The organism is Comamonas avium (genome assembly GCF_014836675.1).
Classification (GTDB): domain Bacteria; phylum Pseudomonadota; class Gammaproteobacteria; order Burkholderiales; family Burkholderiaceae_C; genus Comamonas; species Comamonas avium.
Genome location: NZ_JACSQK010000004.1, coordinates 19436 through 33555, shown reverse-complemented (window position 1 = coordinate 33555; position 14120 = coordinate 19436). Strand labels below are relative to the sequence as shown.

The 14120-nt window shown below is 58.8% G+C and carries 13 protein-coding genes; 6 read left to right on the top strand and 7 right to left on the bottom strand.

Annotation, left to right across the window (positions count from 1 at the left end):
• Complete coding sequence (gene ylqF / locus H9646_RS07905; RefSeq protein ID WP_191722825.1) at positions 1-948, top strand: ribosome biogenesis GTPase YlqF; 948 nt, start codon at positions 1-3, stop codon at positions 946-948.
• 67 nt (positions 949-1015) lie between these two features.
• Positions 1016-3301 carry a putative bifunctional diguanylate cyclase/phosphodiesterase gene (locus H9646_RS07900; protein WP_191722824.1) on the top strand — a complete coding sequence of 762 codons (2286 nt, stop codon included), beginning with the start codon at positions 1016-1018 and terminating at the stop codon, positions 3299-3301.
• On the opposite strand, the gene H9646_RS07895 is transcribed toward H9646_RS07900, so the two are convergent.
• The 3 genes from H9646_RS07895 to H9646_RS07885 form a co-directional block, all read right to left on the bottom strand.
• A complete protein-coding gene (locus tag H9646_RS07895) occupies positions 3288-4283 on the bottom strand; it encodes a Bug family tripartite tricarboxylate transporter substrate binding protein (RefSeq protein WP_191722823.1) in 996 nt (331 codons plus the stop codon). The two genes, H9646_RS07900 and H9646_RS07895, sit on opposite strands and share 14 nt — an antisense overlap.
• Before the next feature lie 60 nt (positions 4284-4343).
• A complete protein-coding gene (locus tag H9646_RS07890; RefSeq protein WP_191722822.1) occupies positions 4344-5534 on the bottom strand; it encodes a M20 aminoacylase family protein in 1191 nt (396 codons plus the stop codon).
• A 262-nt stretch (positions 5535-5796) separates the two neighbouring features.
• Positions 5797-6297, bottom strand: coding sequence for an MgtC/SapB family protein (locus tag H9646_RS07885; RefSeq protein ID WP_191722821.1), 501 nt, complete (start codon positions 6295-6297; stop codon positions 5797-5799).
• 141 nt (positions 6298-6438) lie between these two features.
• Between H9646_RS07885 and H9646_RS07880 the strand changes: the two genes are divergently transcribed.
• Positions 6439-7434: a DHH family phosphoesterase gene (locus H9646_RS07880; protein ID WP_191722820.1), complete on the top strand. Its 996-nt coding sequence runs from the start codon at positions 6439-6441 to the stop codon at positions 7432-7434.
• A 149-nt stretch (positions 7435-7583) separates the two neighbouring features.
• Here the strand turns inward: H9646_RS07880 and H9646_RS07875 are convergent, their stop codons facing one another.
• Positions 7584-8396 (bottom strand): pseudouridine synthase, encoded by an 813-nt coding sequence (locus H9646_RS07875; protein ID WP_191722819.1) that lies wholly within the window; start codon positions 8394-8396, stop codon positions 7584-7586.
• A gap of 189 nt (positions 8397-8585) precedes the next feature.
• Between H9646_RS07875 and rarD the strand changes: the two genes are divergently transcribed.
• Positions 8586-9494: an EamA family transporter RarD gene (rarD, locus tag H9646_RS07870; protein ID WP_191722818.1), complete on the top strand. Its 909-nt coding sequence runs from the start codon at positions 8586-8588 to the stop codon at positions 9492-9494.
• A gap of 75 nt (positions 9495-9569) precedes the next feature.
• Positions 9570-10568: a diaminopimelate dehydrogenase gene (locus tag H9646_RS07865; protein ID WP_191722817.1), complete on the top strand. Its 999-nt coding sequence runs from the start codon at positions 9570-9572 to the stop codon at positions 10566-10568.
• A 67-nt stretch (positions 10569-10635) separates the two neighbouring features.
• On the opposite strand, the gene H9646_RS07860 is transcribed toward H9646_RS07865, so the two are convergent.
• The 3 genes from H9646_RS07860 to xth form a co-directional block, all read right to left on the bottom strand.
• Entirely contained in the window at positions 10636-11118 is a 483-nt protein-coding gene (locus H9646_RS07860; RefSeq protein ID WP_191722816.1) for a hypothetical protein, read from the bottom strand.
• A gap of 102 nt (positions 11119-11220) precedes the next feature.
• On the bottom strand, positions 11221-12483 hold the full coding sequence (locus H9646_RS07855; protein ID WP_318244911.1) for an MFS transporter: 1263 nt from the start codon (positions 12481-12483) through the stop codon (positions 11221-11223).
• A gap of 83 nt (positions 12484-12566) precedes the next feature.
• Entirely contained in the window at positions 12567-13343 is a 777-nt protein-coding gene (gene xth, locus H9646_RS07850; protein ID WP_191722815.1) for an exodeoxyribonuclease III, read from the bottom strand.
• 351 nt (positions 13344-13694) lie between these two features.
• Here xth and H9646_RS07845 point away from each other — a divergent pair, with 351 nt between their 5' ends.
• Complete coding sequence (locus tag H9646_RS07845; protein WP_191722814.1) at positions 13695-14033, top strand: cupin domain-containing protein; 339 nt, start codon at positions 13695-13697, stop codon at positions 14031-14033.
• Positions 14034-14120: the final 87 nt, after the last annotated feature.

Below are 14120 nucleotides of genomic sequence, written 5' to 3'. Positions count from 1 at the left end.
ATGGCAATCCAATGGTTTCCCGGTCACATGCATCTCACGCGCAAGCTCATCGAAGAGCGCGTCAAAGACATTGACGTGGTCATTGAGGTGCTGGATGCGCGCATTCCGGGTTCCAGCTTTAACCCGCTGCTGCAGGAGCTGACGGGCCACAAACCGCGTATGAAATTGCTCAACAAGCAGGATGTGGCAGACCCCGTACAGACGCAGGCATGGCTGGATTGGTACAACGCCCAGCCCGATACCCTGGCCATTGCCATGGATGCAGAAGAGGTGGCACCCGCGCGCCGCCTGGTGGACACATGCCGCCAGCTGGCACCCAACCGCGGGGGGATGGCCAAGCCCATGCGAGTGCTGATCTGTGGCGTGCCCAACGTGGGTAAATCAACGCTGATCAACACCATGAGTGGCAAGAAACAGGCCAAAGCTGCCGATGAGGCGGGCGTGACCAAGGACGAGCAGCGCATTGTTCTGGATCACGACTTTTATCTCTGGGACACGCCGGGCATGCTGTGGCCCCGCATTTCCATTGAACAAAGTGGTTTTAATCTGGCAGCTTCTGGTTCTGTGGGGCGCAATGCCTACGACGAAGAGCTGGTGGCACTGGAGTTGCTGCTTATTTTGCAAAGGCGTTATCCCCAAAACCTGGAAGACCGTTTCAAGCTGGGTCTGGGCGCTGAGAAAATACAGGCCATGCACGATGACGAGCTGCTGGAAGTCATCGGGCGCAAGCGCGGCTGTGTGATGAGCGGTGGACGCGTCAACACGCAAAAAGCGGCTGAAATTGTGATTACCGACTACCGCACACACATTCTGGGACGTATCACGCTGGAGACGCCCCAGGAGTTTGAGCAGTGGGCCGCCGTGGCCGTGATTGCTGATGCCGAGCGCCAGGCCAAAAAAGATGCATTGGCCCTGACACGTAAAACAGGCCGCAAGCTGCGCAAATAACGCGCAATCCACCTACACAGAGGTGGCGGGGCGGGGTGAATGCTTTAGCACGACTTTTTCACACACCATGCCCTCCTCATTTTTTGCTCCTTCGCGCGGCGTACCAGAAGCTGAAGCGCGCTACGCTGTTTTTGGCGGCAGTATTTTGTATTGGGCTTTGGGCTGGGGCGTTGCTGCAAGCTTGGAGACCAGAGAGCTGCACTGGTATATCGCAATGGCTACGGCCCCCATTGCCTGGATTGCGTGGGGATTGGGCTGGCTGCGATCGTGGCGCAGTGCCGCATGGTGGCTGGCGTGGGCAATGATTGCGGTGGTCGCGGCTTTGTCATGGAATTCGAAGGCCGAGCAGACCACCCTTTTCCTGAACCTTGTGGTCATGGTCGTGTTTTGCGGCTGGGTTCTGGGAACGCGGGCGGCGCTGGGGATGTCGCTGGCGGCCATCGGACTGGTCGTCGCGCTGGTGCTGCATGAAAAATTAAAATGGCTCCAGTTTCTGGGGATGAGCTACACCATCGGGTTTTTTCTGTGGGTCATCTATATAGAGCGGCGTCGCTATGAGCGGCAATTGCACAAACAGCAAAAATCTCTGGAAGAACTCAGCCAGCACAAACGCCAGGTAGCGCTGCTGTATCAGGCGGTGGACCAGAGCCCGGACAGTGTGCTGATCGTGGGGCTGGATGGACGTGTGCGCTACGCCAATAAATCGTTTGCCACCCAGTATGGGTACAGCAGTGAGGAGGTCATCGGCAGGCCTTCACTGGAGGTGTCTGTCAACGGCCTGAGCGCTGATGAGCACCGCAGCATGCGTGAGACCGTGCACAGCGGTGGTGTGTGGCGTGGCACATTGCATAACCAGCGCAAGGATGGCAGCACCGTCACCGAAAGTGTCAGCATTTCTCCTGTGTATGAAGATGGCCAGCTCAGCAGCTTTGTAGAGATCAAGCAAGACGTTACCGACCGCCTGCAGGCTGAGGAATACATTGCATTTCTGCAAAATTTTGATGGCCTGACGCAATTGCCTAACCGCTATGCCCTGGCAAGGCTTCTGGAAAAACTGTTGCTGCAGTCACGTGTTGGCAGGCGGGCCAACAGCATATCCCCGTCCATATGGCATGCCATGCTGGTGGTCGATTTAGACCGATTCAAGAAATTCAATGATGCCCGTGGCTCGGCGTGGTCGGATGCACTGCTGCAAGCCCTTGCGCTGCGGTTGCGCACCTTGGTGCCCGAAACCGCTTTTGTGGCACGCACCACCGCCGACCAGTTTGCGGTGGTGATCGAGAACGCCGGCAGCAGCAGGCAGGAGTCGCGCCTGCAGGCCTATGCGCTGGCCTCAGACTTGCTTTTGGCGCTGGACTTTCTGGATATTCATCACGAGGGTGTCGAGCGCGTACCCATCAGCTGCGGGATCGGTTTTACGGTGTTCCCGTTCGTAGAGCCGGGGTTGAAGGTCGATGCGACCGAGCACATCATGCGCCGCTGCAGCGTGGCGCTGAGTCAGGCCAAAAATCAGGGTGCGGGGAAAATCCATGCCTACTCAGAGGCATTGGCAGAGACTGCGCACCGCCATCTGCAGGTAGAAAAGGGCTTGCACGAGGCCTTGGAACATGGGCATTTGCGTCTCTTTGTGCAGCACCAGGTGGACATGTTCGGGAAGGTGGCAGGCATGGAGGCGCTGGTGCGCTGGCAACATCCACAAGAGGGGCTGATCTCGCCCGCAGAATTCATTCCTATTGCCGAAGAGTCTGGGCTCATCATTCCCCTGGGCGACTGGGTACTGGAGCAGGTGTGTCTGCTGCTCACTCACCCCCGTGTGAAGGCGGGCGGCTATACGCTGTCTGCGAACGTGAGCGCGCTGCAGTTTCAGGAGCCGGATTTTGTCTCCAAGCTCACGGCGCTGCTTCAGAGAACGGGAGTGGATGCCACCCGCTTGACACTGGAGTTCACGGAAAGTCTGCTTTTGACGGATATAGAGGCCATCATCCGGAAAATGGTGGCATTGCGCGCCTTGGGCGTGCAGTTTGCCATTGATGATTTTGGCACCGGGTATTCGTCGCTGTCTTACTTGATGCGGCTGCCTATCCAGGAGATCAAGATGGACCAGTCGTTCATTCGCGACATGCAGCCCGATGCGGCCAGCGGCGCGCTGGTGCAGGCCTGTTTAATGGTGGCCAAAAGCCAGAGTCTGCGCGTGGTGGCAGAGGGGGTGGAGGAGCTGGCCCAGACCCATGTACTGCAAGCCTGGGAGCCCTCCATTTTGTGCCAGGGCTATTTGTTCAGCAGGCCCATACCTGCCGAGCAGTGGCTGCAGGACACAGACAAGCTGTCCGACGCGCTGCTCACTGAGCTTTGATGCCCGCTTGCTCAATCACCATGCCATTGAGGGCGTAGTCCTTGCGGATGACGGTGCCAAAAGCTTCGGGCGTTGAGGCAGTGGGAATGTTGTCCAGCTTGCCAAGGCGCTGGTGCATGTCCTTGCCCAGCAAAATTCGATTGACCTCGGTGTTAAAGCGCTGCACGACCGCCATGTCGGTGTTTTTGGGGGCGTAAAAGCCAAACAGTGAGGTCTGGTTGGCTTTGTTAAAACCCAGCTCTCCCAGCGTGGGTATGTGCTTGAAGCTGGCCATGCGCTGCGGCCCTGTGGTGGCCAGCACGCGCAATTTGCCTTGTTCAATCAAGGCATTGATAGGGGCATAGGGATTGGCAAGCAGCAAATCAAATTGCGCGCCTGCCGCATCGGTGATGAGCTGGCTGCCGCCCTTGTAGGGCACATGCACAAAATGGCCGCCTGTGGCCCGAATCAACTGCTCCACCATGATGTGTGCCAAGGTGCCGTAGCCTGAGGTGGCCACGCTCACACCCTTGCTGGTCTTGGCTTGCGCCAGTACGTCGGCCATGTTTTTGCCCTTGAACGCCGTGGTCGCCATGACATACACCGGGGCGTACATCACGCTGGCCACGGCTTGAATGTCATTGAGGGGGTCATAGGCCACCTTCATCAAATACGGGTTCAGCGTCAGCGGGCTGATGGCGGCGAAGGCAAAACTGTGCTGGTCATTGGACTTGGCCAGCTCAGCCATGCCCAGGGTGCCGCCTGCGCCGGGCTTGTTTTCAACCACCACAGGCTGCCCCAAAACAGGGGTCAGGGCATCACCAAACATGCGTGCCACCACATCGTTCACGCCACCAGCAGGGTAGGGCACGATCAGGCGAACAGGCTTGCTGGGCCATGCAGGGCTGGCGCTGCCCATGCTGGGGAGCGTGGCGCTGGCAAGGCCCGCACCGGCCAGTAACAAATTGCGGCGGTTGAGAGCGTAGGGGCGGGTGGTTTGCATGGTGTCGGTTCCCAATAAAAAACCGCGCATGCGCGCGGTTTGTTTTTGTCTGGCGCTGGCTCAGCGCGGTTGTTCAAACCAGCGGCGTGCCAGTCTGTCCCAGAAGCGCGAACCCAGTTCGATATTGTCGTCGTTAAAGTCGTAGCCGGGGTTGTGCAAGCCAACACCTGGCTGACCATTGCGACCATTGCCAATCCATCCATATGCGCCCGGTACTTCTTCCAGCATGAAGCCAAAGTCTTCGGCAGTCATGGCGGGGTCAATGTCGGGGAAGGCATTGTCCTTGCCCACCATCTCGGCCATCACTTCGCCCATGAAGCGGGCTTCGTCAGCGGTGTTGGTCGTGTTGGGGTAGCCGGGTTTGTGGATGTAGGTGGCCTCACACAGGTGGGCGGCTGCGACATGGCTGGAGATGCGCTTCAAACCCTCGGTCATGTATTCCTGGGTCGACTTTTTCAGCGTGCGCACTGTGCCGTAAATGGCGGCTTCATCGGGGATGATGTTTTCCACCGTACCCGCTTCAATCTTGCCAATGGTCAGCACGGCGCAGTCCAGTGGATCGACCCCGCGCGAAACCAGAGTTTGCAGCTGATTGACGATGGCGCAGGCCACGGGGATTGGATCCAGCGTTTTGTGCGGCATGGCGGCGTGGCCGCCCTTGCCTCTGACGCGAATTTCAAAACGCATGGTGGATGCCATGATGGGGCCCACGCGCACGGCCATCTGGCCTTGGGGCATGGATGGCCAGTTGTGCAATGCAAACACGGCATCGCATGGGAACAGTTTGAACAGGCCGTCATCCATCATGGCCTTGGCGCCTGCACCGCCTTCTTCTGCAGGTTGAAAAATCAGGTGCACCGTGCCGTCAAACGCAGGGTTCTGGGCCATCAGCGTGGCGGCCCCGAGCAGCATGGTGGTGTGGCCATCGTGGCCGCAGGCGTGCATCTTGCCGGGCACGCAGCTGGCGTAGGCTGCACCGGTGCTTTCGGCGACGGGCAGCGCATCCATGTCGGCACGGATACCTATGGCGCGGCCAGGATTGTCTTTGGAGCGGCCCTGGCCATAAATGCTGGCAACTACGCCAGTTTTACCCAGCCCGCGGTGCACGCTCAGGCCCAGCGCTTGCAGGTAGGCAGCCACTTTGTCGGCGGTGCGGTGCTCTTCATAGCGCAGCTCAGGATTGGCGTGCATGTCATGCCGGAACTTGAGCAGTTGTCCCAAATAGGGGGTGATGTCGTTGACGTTATTCATCAGACTTGGCAGCAGGCACCGTACAACGAGCCTGCCACTGAAACAGTAGTGAATCCATTATGGGCCGTGGCCTAAAGGCTGTCTGCTGGCACGGAATGTGAAGAGGGGGTTATTTTTTGCGAGCTTTGAAAAGTTGCAGTCGCTTAAGTGGTTGATAGTTAATGTTTTGTTGCTGTTTTTAAAGTAGAAAAAGGCATGCGCCGGGGAGATCGAAACATTCCAAACTTACATCTATCGACTGCGCTGCAGTAGGGTGCTGGCATTAACGGTCGCCCTTGTTGCGTTCGGTAATCAGTGGTGCCAGCCGCAAAATTCCATAGGCCAGCAAGGCGCTGAGCAAGGCTGTGGCTTCTTCACCCATGCCCGCCGCCACACCAATGGCTGCCGTCAGCCAGATGCCTGCAGCGGTGGTGAGCCCGCGTACCTGGGTGGTACTGCCATCGTGCGTGCTGTCTTTGAGGATGGTGCCTGCCCCTAAAAAGCCCACACCGGCAATCACGCCCTGCATGACGCGGCTGGCCTCATTGGCCTGTGCACCGGTTTGCAGGGCAATCATTACAAACATGGCCGAGCCCATGCACACCAGCATGTGCGTGCGCACGCCGGCAGCTTTGCCGGTGGCCTCGCGCTCCCAGCCCAGCAAGCCACCGAGCAAGGCTGCAAGACTCAGGCGCATGACGATGCGCGTTGCTTGCGCGGGGTCGGGGATGTCGGAGAACTCTGCCACGGCGGTTGCCGCTACCTGTTGCCACCAGTCATTCATATGTTTGCTCCTGCCAGTACATGTCAAGGCCTGATCGTGCCTGCCCGGCGGGTGTGGCGTAGCTTTTATCCGCCGCAAAAGCGTGTCATCTAGAGCCGACGCTGTGCACGGGCTGCGGCTCGCGGCGACAATGCGTGCAACATGAAAAACACCATCCTCCCACTGCAACTGCTGGTGCATCCTTCGCTGCAAGATGTACGTCCCTTGATCCTCTACCACGGCCGTCGCTGCCCTGATGGCTATGGCGCAGCGCTGGCTGCCTGGCTGTTTTATGGGGATAAGGCTGAATTTCGCGGGCTGGACCATGGTGAAATTCAAACCCCCGAAGACCTCGGTGATCTGGATGGCCGGGCGGTCTACGTGGTGGACTTTGCGTTTGAACCCGAACTGATGGCGCAGATCGAAGCCAAGGTCAGCAAGCTGGTGGTGCTGGATCACCACAAGAGTGCGGCAGAAAAACTGACGGGCTACCAGTGCCGCTGCGGTGTGGTGCACTTTGACATGAACAAGTCGGGTGCACGGCTGGGCTGGGAGTTTTTTCACCCCGAAAAGCCCGTGCCAGGCCTGATCAAGTACATCGAAGACCGTGACATCTGGAAGTGGGAGTTTGCCGAAAGTGCCCCCTTCCTGGCTGCGCTGGACATGGAGGAGCGCAGCTTTGAACGCTGGGCCGAGATTGCCGCTTTCACGCCAGAGCAAGAAGCCGCCTTCATGGCGCGTGGTGGTGCGATGGATGAAAAATACCAGAAGCTGTGCGCCGACATTGCCGAGAGCGCGCAGGTGATGACGTTCAACGGTTTTCAGGGCCTGATGGTCAACTGCCCCGGCATGTTCCACAGCCAGGTGGGGGACTTGCTGTCCAAGCAAAGCGGCAGCTTTGCGTTCATGTGGCATGCCAACCCCAAGGGCACCAAGGTGGGCTTGCGTTCGCGCTCTGAGTTCAACTGCATTCCACTGGCCGAAAGTTTTGGCGGCGGCGGCCACGCACAGGCGTGCGGCTTCAAGATGGACAACGCGCGCTTGCTGGATTTGCTGACAGGTGAGCTCAAGGCCGATCCAGCGGCAACGTATGACTTTGTGCCTGCACCGCTGCTGGTGTTTGACGAAGAAGGCAAGCTGATCAAGCCCAGAAAGTAAGGGCTGCGCGCCATCGCAGCCAATGGACGTGACACCTGCAGCGCAGGCGTGAGGTCTTGAAAAAGAGAGCTGTTAGCGCTTACCAATAAAGGACTTCAGATAGTTTTATATCTGAAGTCCTTTTGTATTGGGCGCTAGCAGCTCTCTTTTTATGGGGTTGTTAAGGGCAGCTGCATGCCGCAGGTTTCGGGCAAACCGCGTGCTGTGGCCTGCCAGCCCTTCACGCGCAGCAGTTGTTGCCATTGCTGCACTTCGGGCACATGGGCCAGCTGGCGCCAGTCGGCACCAAAGTGCATGACTTCGCCCGTGCGCGGGTGCGGTATGCACAGCGCGTGCGCGTGCAGCCACAGGCGGTGCAGGCCAATGCGCTGGGCCCACCAGCGGTTCAGAGGGCCTTTGCCGTGTGTGGCATCGCCAATGATGGGGTGAGATTCGTGTTTGAGGTGGCGGCGTATCTGGTGGCGACGGCCCGTTTTGGGCAAGGCCTCGACCAGCGAAATGCGTGTGCTGGCATGGCGCGGGTCATATGCCTCGGGCCATTCCAGGTGCGCCAGGCAGCGCAGCGTGGTTTGGGCGGACTGGGCCGGGGCATCTTCGGGGGCGTCGTCGGGTTTGAGGGCGTAGTCCACATCCACTTCATCGGGCAGCCAGCCGCGTGCCAAAGCCAGGTAGTGCTTTTGGGCCGTGTGATCGGCAAAGCAGGCCGCCAGTTTCTGGCAGGCTTCTTTGCTCAGCGCAAACACTAAAACGCCGCAGGTGCCCTGATCCAGACGGTGCACGGGCCAGACGTGCTGGCCAATCTGATCGCGCAGGCTTTGCAGCACAAAGCGCGTCTCATGGCGCGCCAGTGGCGTGCGGTGTACCAGCCAGCCCGCAGGTTTGTAGACAACCACCATGTCTTCGTCCTGCCAGAGAATTTCCAGCGGATGGGTGTAGCAGGGGCGCTCGGGGGTGTCGGTCATGAAAAAAAGGGGGCTGGCACAAAGCGGGCAAGTGTAGTGGGGTGGTTGCTGCCGTGGTGGGTGCTGTCCAAATATGCACGCGCACCGCGCTGAAATTCACCGAGAATCACGGTCTTGGTGCATGCGCTGCATCATTTTGGTGCAACCTTGTCGGGGTGCATCAACATCAGCAAGAAAGTTGGGTTGGGGATGTTTCAGGGCGTAGTGGCTTCAGTGGTGGCTTCGTGCATTTTTGGTGGCATTTACTACCTGGCGCCGCTGTTGCAGCCGCTCACGGGGGAGCAAATCTTCGGCTGGCGAATGCTGATGACCATTCCCTTTACAACGGCCTGGCTGCTGTACAGCGGTCAGGGTGCTGCGGTGTGGGCTTTGTGCCAGCGTGTGGCGCAGCGCTGGTCGTTTGCCTTGCTGCTGCTGCTGTCGTCGGCACTGGCAGGGGTGCAGCTGTGGCTGTTTATGTGGGCGCCTTTGCATGGGCATGCTTTGCCGGTGTCACTGGGCTATTTTTTGCTGCCGCTGGCCATGGTGGTTGCTGGGCGTGTGGTGTTTAAAGAGCGGCTGAGCGTGTGGCAAACCGCTGCCACGGCACTGGCCGCCTGCGGCATGGTCTGGGAGCTGTGGCGTGCGGGCGGGCTGGCGTGGTCCACCTGGGTGGTGGTGATTGGTTACCCCGCTTATTTTGTGCTGCGCCGTGTGCTCAAAACCAATACGTTGGCAGGCCATTGGCTGGATGTGGCTTTGCTGCTGCCTGTGTGTCTGTGGTTTGCACTGGTGGATGCGCCCGCCGGTTTAGCTGGCTGGCAGGCTGTGCTGGGCACCGATGCACTGCACGGGCTGGTGCCGCTGCTGGGCATGGTGAGTGCCGTGGCGCTGGCTTTGTACATGGCCGCCAGCCGCTTGCTGCCACTGGGGCTGTTTGGGTTGCTCTCTTATGTGGAGCCCATGCTGCTGGTGGTAGCTGCCTTGCTGATGGGCGAGCGCATACAGCCGGGGCAAGAGCTCATGTATGCCCTGATTGGCGCTGGTGTGGGCCTGCTGGCGCTGGAAGGCGGGGTGCAAATGCGCCGCTCTGCCAAAACGGTGGCCAGTGCGCAATGAATAAAGCGGTGGCAGGTCAGTGGCCTGCCACCAAGGTTGGTGGTCTGAATTGGTGATCTGAAAGGAAATCTGTCAATGGAAAAAACTGCAGCTAACCCCATCCGCATTGGTGTGGTGGGTTATGGCAATTTGGGTCGTGGCGTGGAAAACGCTGTGGCCAAAAATCCGGACATGGTTGTGGCTGGTATCTACACCCGCCGCGATCCGGGCCAGCTCCAGCCTTTGTTTGCGGGCACACCCGTGTTCTCCGTAGCCGATCTGCACCAGCATGCAGACCGCGTGGATGTACTGGTGCTGTGCGGTGGCTCTAAGGACGATTTGCCTGTGCAGTCCCCCGAGCTGGCAGCCAAGTTCTGCATGGTGGACAGCTTTGACACCCATGCCCGTATACCAGAGCACTTTGCGGCCGTCGATGCTGCAGCTCAAGCGGGCAAGACCACCGCCTTGATTTCTGCCGGCTGGGACCCCGGCATGTTCTCTATCAATCGCGTAATGGGTGAAGCTCTGTTGCCCGATGGCGCCACTTACACCTTCTGGGGCAAGGGCTTGAGCCAAGGCCATTCTGATGCCATTCGCCGCATCCCTGGCGTGGCTGGTGGCGTGCAATACACCATCCCTGTTGAAGCGGCGGTGGATGCCGTGCGCAGCGGCGTGCGCCCCGCGTTGACTACGCGCCAAAAGCACGAGCGCCATTGCTACGTGGTGCTGGCCGAAGGTGCCGATGCGCAAGCGGTGCACAAGACCATTGTGCAAATGCCCCATTACTTTGATGAGTACGACACCACGGTCAACTTCATCACGCAGCAGGAACTCAAGGACAACCACAGTGCCATGCCCCATGGCGGTTTTGTGATTCGCAGTGGCAACACGTCTGCGCAGAACAAGCAGGTGATTGAGTACCGCCTGCAGCTCGAGAGCAACCCAGAGTTCACCTCCAGCGTTCTGGTTGCCTATGCCCGTGCCGTGCACCGCATGCACCAGTGGGGAATGACAGGCGCCAAGACCGTGTTTGATGTGGCCCCGGGCTGGCTGTCAGCCAAAAGCCCTGAGCAGCTGCGCAAGGATGCGCTGTAACGCGCTGCTGGCTGGCCTTCAATGAAAAAGCCCGCAGCGATGGAGCTGCGGGCTTTTTTTTATGGCGTCAATGGCGGGTAGATGCCGTGCCTTGCATGATGCTTTTCTGGCATTTTTTTGCCAGTGCCTGCAGATAGCCTTCGGCAAAAAAAACATCGTGGTAGGTGTCGGTCTCAAACAGGCGCAGCGGTGCTTGATGGGCATCGAGCACCGGTTGTTCGCCATGTTTCATGATTGCGTAGTACTTGAGTTTGTCCACGTCACGGTGCAGTGCAAACTTTGCGCCGTTTAAATTCAGAGCAATGCTCTGCCCGGCACTTTTGTCAATGACATGCACGGTGCACATGTCGTTGGCATCAAAAAATTCCCAGTCATCTCCCACCACGGCAATGCGCGAGAGCTGGCTTAAGGCATCTGCAATTTCGTTGGAGGTGGCCGTGTCCAGATTGATGACCGTGTCATTTTTGGGGTAGCCCTCCAGGCGTTCTTGGAAATCGCTGCAGGCCAGCAAACTTGCGCACAGGGGTATCAGGAAAGCAATACGAATCACGGCAGGTACAGGTAAGCGGGCACTATGCAGGCAGAAAAAAGCATTTCAAAAAATGCCAAGCGCTCGACTATGAAGGCAAACGTCAGTTTTCATGAATATTTTTTATACTTTTTTGGAAAGTGAAGGCGCACTCGCATCTTCCAGTCTGTCCACATCGCGCAGGGGTTTGAACACCCGCATCCAGGTGGCAACCACACCCAGCGTGCATAGGCTGCCAGCAATGGCAGCAGGCACGGCCCCCATGGCTGCAGCCATGGCTCCAGCGCGAAATTCTCCCAGCTCATTGCTCGAGCTGATGAAGAGCATGTTCACCGCATTCACGCGCCCGCGCATGCTGTCCGGCGTGGAAAATTGAACCAGAGCGGAACGGATGTACACGCTCACCATGTCTGCAGCACCGGCCAGCGCCAGCATGGATATCGACAGCCAGAACCAGTGTGACAGCGCAAACACCAGATTGGCCAGCCCAAACACCGTGACCGCCGCGAACATGACCTTGCCAACGTGGCGCTGAATGGGCCGTGCGCTCAGCCACAGGCCCATGGCGACTTCGCCGCCTGCCATGGCAGAGCGCAGCAGCCCCAGACCTTCTGGCCCGGTGTGCAGTACCTCTTTGGCGTACACCGGCAGCAAGGCCACCACGCCACCCAGCAGCACGGCAAACAGATCCAGCGAGATGGTCCCCAGCACAATGGGGCGGCTGCTGATAAAGCGAAAACCATCGGCTGCCCGTTGCCACATCGTGCCTTCCAGTGCCTGGCGCGGCGCGGCATACCGCACGGGTACACGCCACAGCAGCAAGGCGGCTAGGCTCAGTGCAACCGCGCATACGGCGTAGGTCAGCTCTCCCCCGCCCAGGCCAAACAGTACGCCGCCCAGCACAGGGGCTGCAATGGCTGCAGTGCGCATCAGCATGCTGTTGGTGGCCAGAGCCTGGGCCAGGTGTTCACGTGGCACGATTTGCGGCAGCAGGCTTTGCATGGCAGGGCCGGTAAATGCACGGCTGCAGCCAAAAAGCACCAGCACAGCGTAAATACCGCTGACGCCATGTTCACCCAGCGTACTGAGCCACAGCAGCAGTGCTGCACACAGGGCGGCGACGCTCCAGCTGATGGCCAATATGCGTTTGCGGCTGACGCGGTCAGCCAGATCACCGGCAGGAATCAGCAGCAGCAGCATGGGCAGAAACTGCGCCAGACCTACATAGGCCAAAGAGATGGGGGCACGCGTGATTTCGTAGACCTGCCAAGCCACGACCACCGCCTGCATCTGCTGGGCAAAAACACCGAGCATGCGGGCTGTCAGAAAGGGGAGAAAACCGGGCTGGCGCAAGGCCGTATTGCGAAGAGGATGAAAACTGGGCACAGCAAAGAACCGATGAATGAGCAGCGCGATGTGATGCAGGCGCACGAAAAAAAGCCGCTGTGACAGCGGCTTGACAAGAAAACTTAGCCCAAGGTGACAACCACGGGTGCGTGGTCGCTGGGTTGCTTGTTTTTGCGGGGGGCACGGTCCACCACGCAGCCTGTGGTTGTGGCCTTGAGTGCATCGCTGACCAGAATATGGTCAATGCGCAGACCCCGGTTTTTCTGGAAGCCCAGCATGCGGTAGTCCCACCACGAGAAGCTTTTCTCGGGTTGCTCAAACATGCGGAAAGCATCGGTCAAGCCAAGCTGCAGCAGGCGCTGAAAGTGCTCCCGTTCTTCGGGCGTGTGGTGGATCGTGCCGCGCAGACCTTCGGGGTCAAAAGAGTCTCTGTCTTCCGGGGCGACATTGAAATCACCGACCAGCACCAGCTTGGGGTGCTGCGCCATTTCGGCCTTGACAAATGCCTCCAGCGCGGTCAGCCAGCGCAGCTTGTAGGTGAACTTGTCAGAGTCGGGGGCCTGACCGTTGACAAAATAACAGTTGATCAGGCGCACCTGTCCCTGTGGGGTATCCAGCGTTGCGGCAATCACCCGGGCCTGCTCATCGTCCAGACCGGGAATGTTGCGAACAACGTCGCGCATGGGGTGACGGCTGAGGATGGCTACGCCGTTGTACGTTTTCTGACCATGGCAGACGGCCTGGTAGCCCGCGTCCTGCAATTGCATGAACGGAAATTTGTCGTCGGTGAGCTTGAGCTCCTGCAGCCCAATGGCGTCAACGGGGTGGGCCTGCAACCACTCCAGCAACTGGGGCAGGCGCACGTTCAGGGAGTTGATGTTCCAGGTGGCAATTTGCATTCTTTGTTCTAACTCTTTTGAATCAATGGCAGATCGGTCAATACAGGGCTTGGGACCATGCGTGGCAAACAGCAATTGTGCCGCTGCCAATTAGATGGGGCACAAGCAAGGCTTTATGAATGAATCGATCCAGCGTTCATAGGGGCAGCACGACAGCACCATGGCTTGATGCAGGCATACGGTCTGAGCACCTCCCAGTGCCCAGCTTTTCTGCACGCTGCGTATGGAGCGCGGGGCTTGGGTTTCGCAGCTTGTGTCTTTGGCAGGTTGCCGTTAAAACAGCACCTGACCCATGAATTTTCATGGCGTGATCAGCATGTGACTACATTCGCATTGGAGCAAGGACGCACTATGGCCATCCACCACCTGCTGTCGGGAGAGGTCGTCAATCTGCAAGTTTTGGGCAGAGATGCGCTAGATACCCAGTCCATTGCCTTATTCAAGACGGCGCAATTAGAAGTGATGCGCTTGGTGCTGCCTGCAGGGCGTTCCATGCCGACACACGCTGTGGCCGGCGAAATTACGGTGCAATGCCTGCAAGGCAGTGTCGCGTTTGAAATGCCGGCAGCAACGCAAATATTAAGTGCCGGGCAGCTTCTGTATCTGTGTGGAGGGGAGCCACACAGCCTGATGGCGCTGGAGGATGCCTGCGTCTTGCTGACTGTGGTGCTCGCGCGTACCGCCGACTAACGGGCAGCGCGCGGTGGCTAAAAATAGCCAGCCAGCCGTCAGGGCTTAAACCTGCGTAATCGGGTGCGGCAGAAAAAAAAGACGGGA

Bases quoted from the DNA above. Each gene is read 5' to 3' on its own strand.
- ylqF (WP_191722825.1), top strand. From the start codon at position 1: ATGGCAATCCAATGGTTTCCCGGTCACATGCATCTCACGCGCAAGCTC.
- H9646_RS07900 (WP_191722824.1), top strand. From the start codon at position 1,016: ATGCCCTCCTCATTTTTTGCTCCTTCGCGCGGCGTACCAGAAGCTGAA.
- H9646_RS07895 (WP_191722823.1), bottom strand. From the start codon at position 4,283: ATGCAAACCACCCGCCCCTACGCTCTCAACCGCCGCAATTTGTTACTG.
- H9646_RS07890 (WP_191722822.1), bottom strand. From the start codon at position 5,534: ATGAATAACGTCAACGACATCACCCCCTATTTGGGACAACTGCTCAAG.
- H9646_RS07885 (WP_191722821.1), bottom strand. From the start codon at position 6,297: ATGAATGACTGGTGGCAACAGGTAGCGGCAACCGCCGTGGCAGAGTTC.
- H9646_RS07880 (WP_191722820.1), top strand. From the start codon at position 6,439: ATGAAAAACACCATCCTCCCACTGCAACTGCTGGTGCATCCTTCGCTG.
- H9646_RS07875 (WP_191722819.1), bottom strand. From the start codon at position 8,396: ATGACCGACACCCCCGAGCGCCCCTGCTACACCCATCCGCTGGAAATT.
- rarD (WP_191722818.1), top strand. From the start codon at position 8,586: ATGTTTCAGGGCGTAGTGGCTTCAGTGGTGGCTTCGTGCATTTTTGGT.
- H9646_RS07865 (WP_191722817.1), top strand. From the start codon at position 9,570: ATGGAAAAAACTGCAGCTAACCCCATCCGCATTGGTGTGGTGGGTTAT.
- xth (WP_191722815.1), bottom strand. From the start codon at position 13,343: ATGCAAATTGCCACCTGGAACATCAACTCCCTGAACGTGCGCCTGCCC.
- H9646_RS07845 (WP_191722814.1), top strand. From the start codon at position 13,695: ATGGCCATCCACCACCTGCTGTCGGGAGAGGTCGTCAATCTGCAAGTT.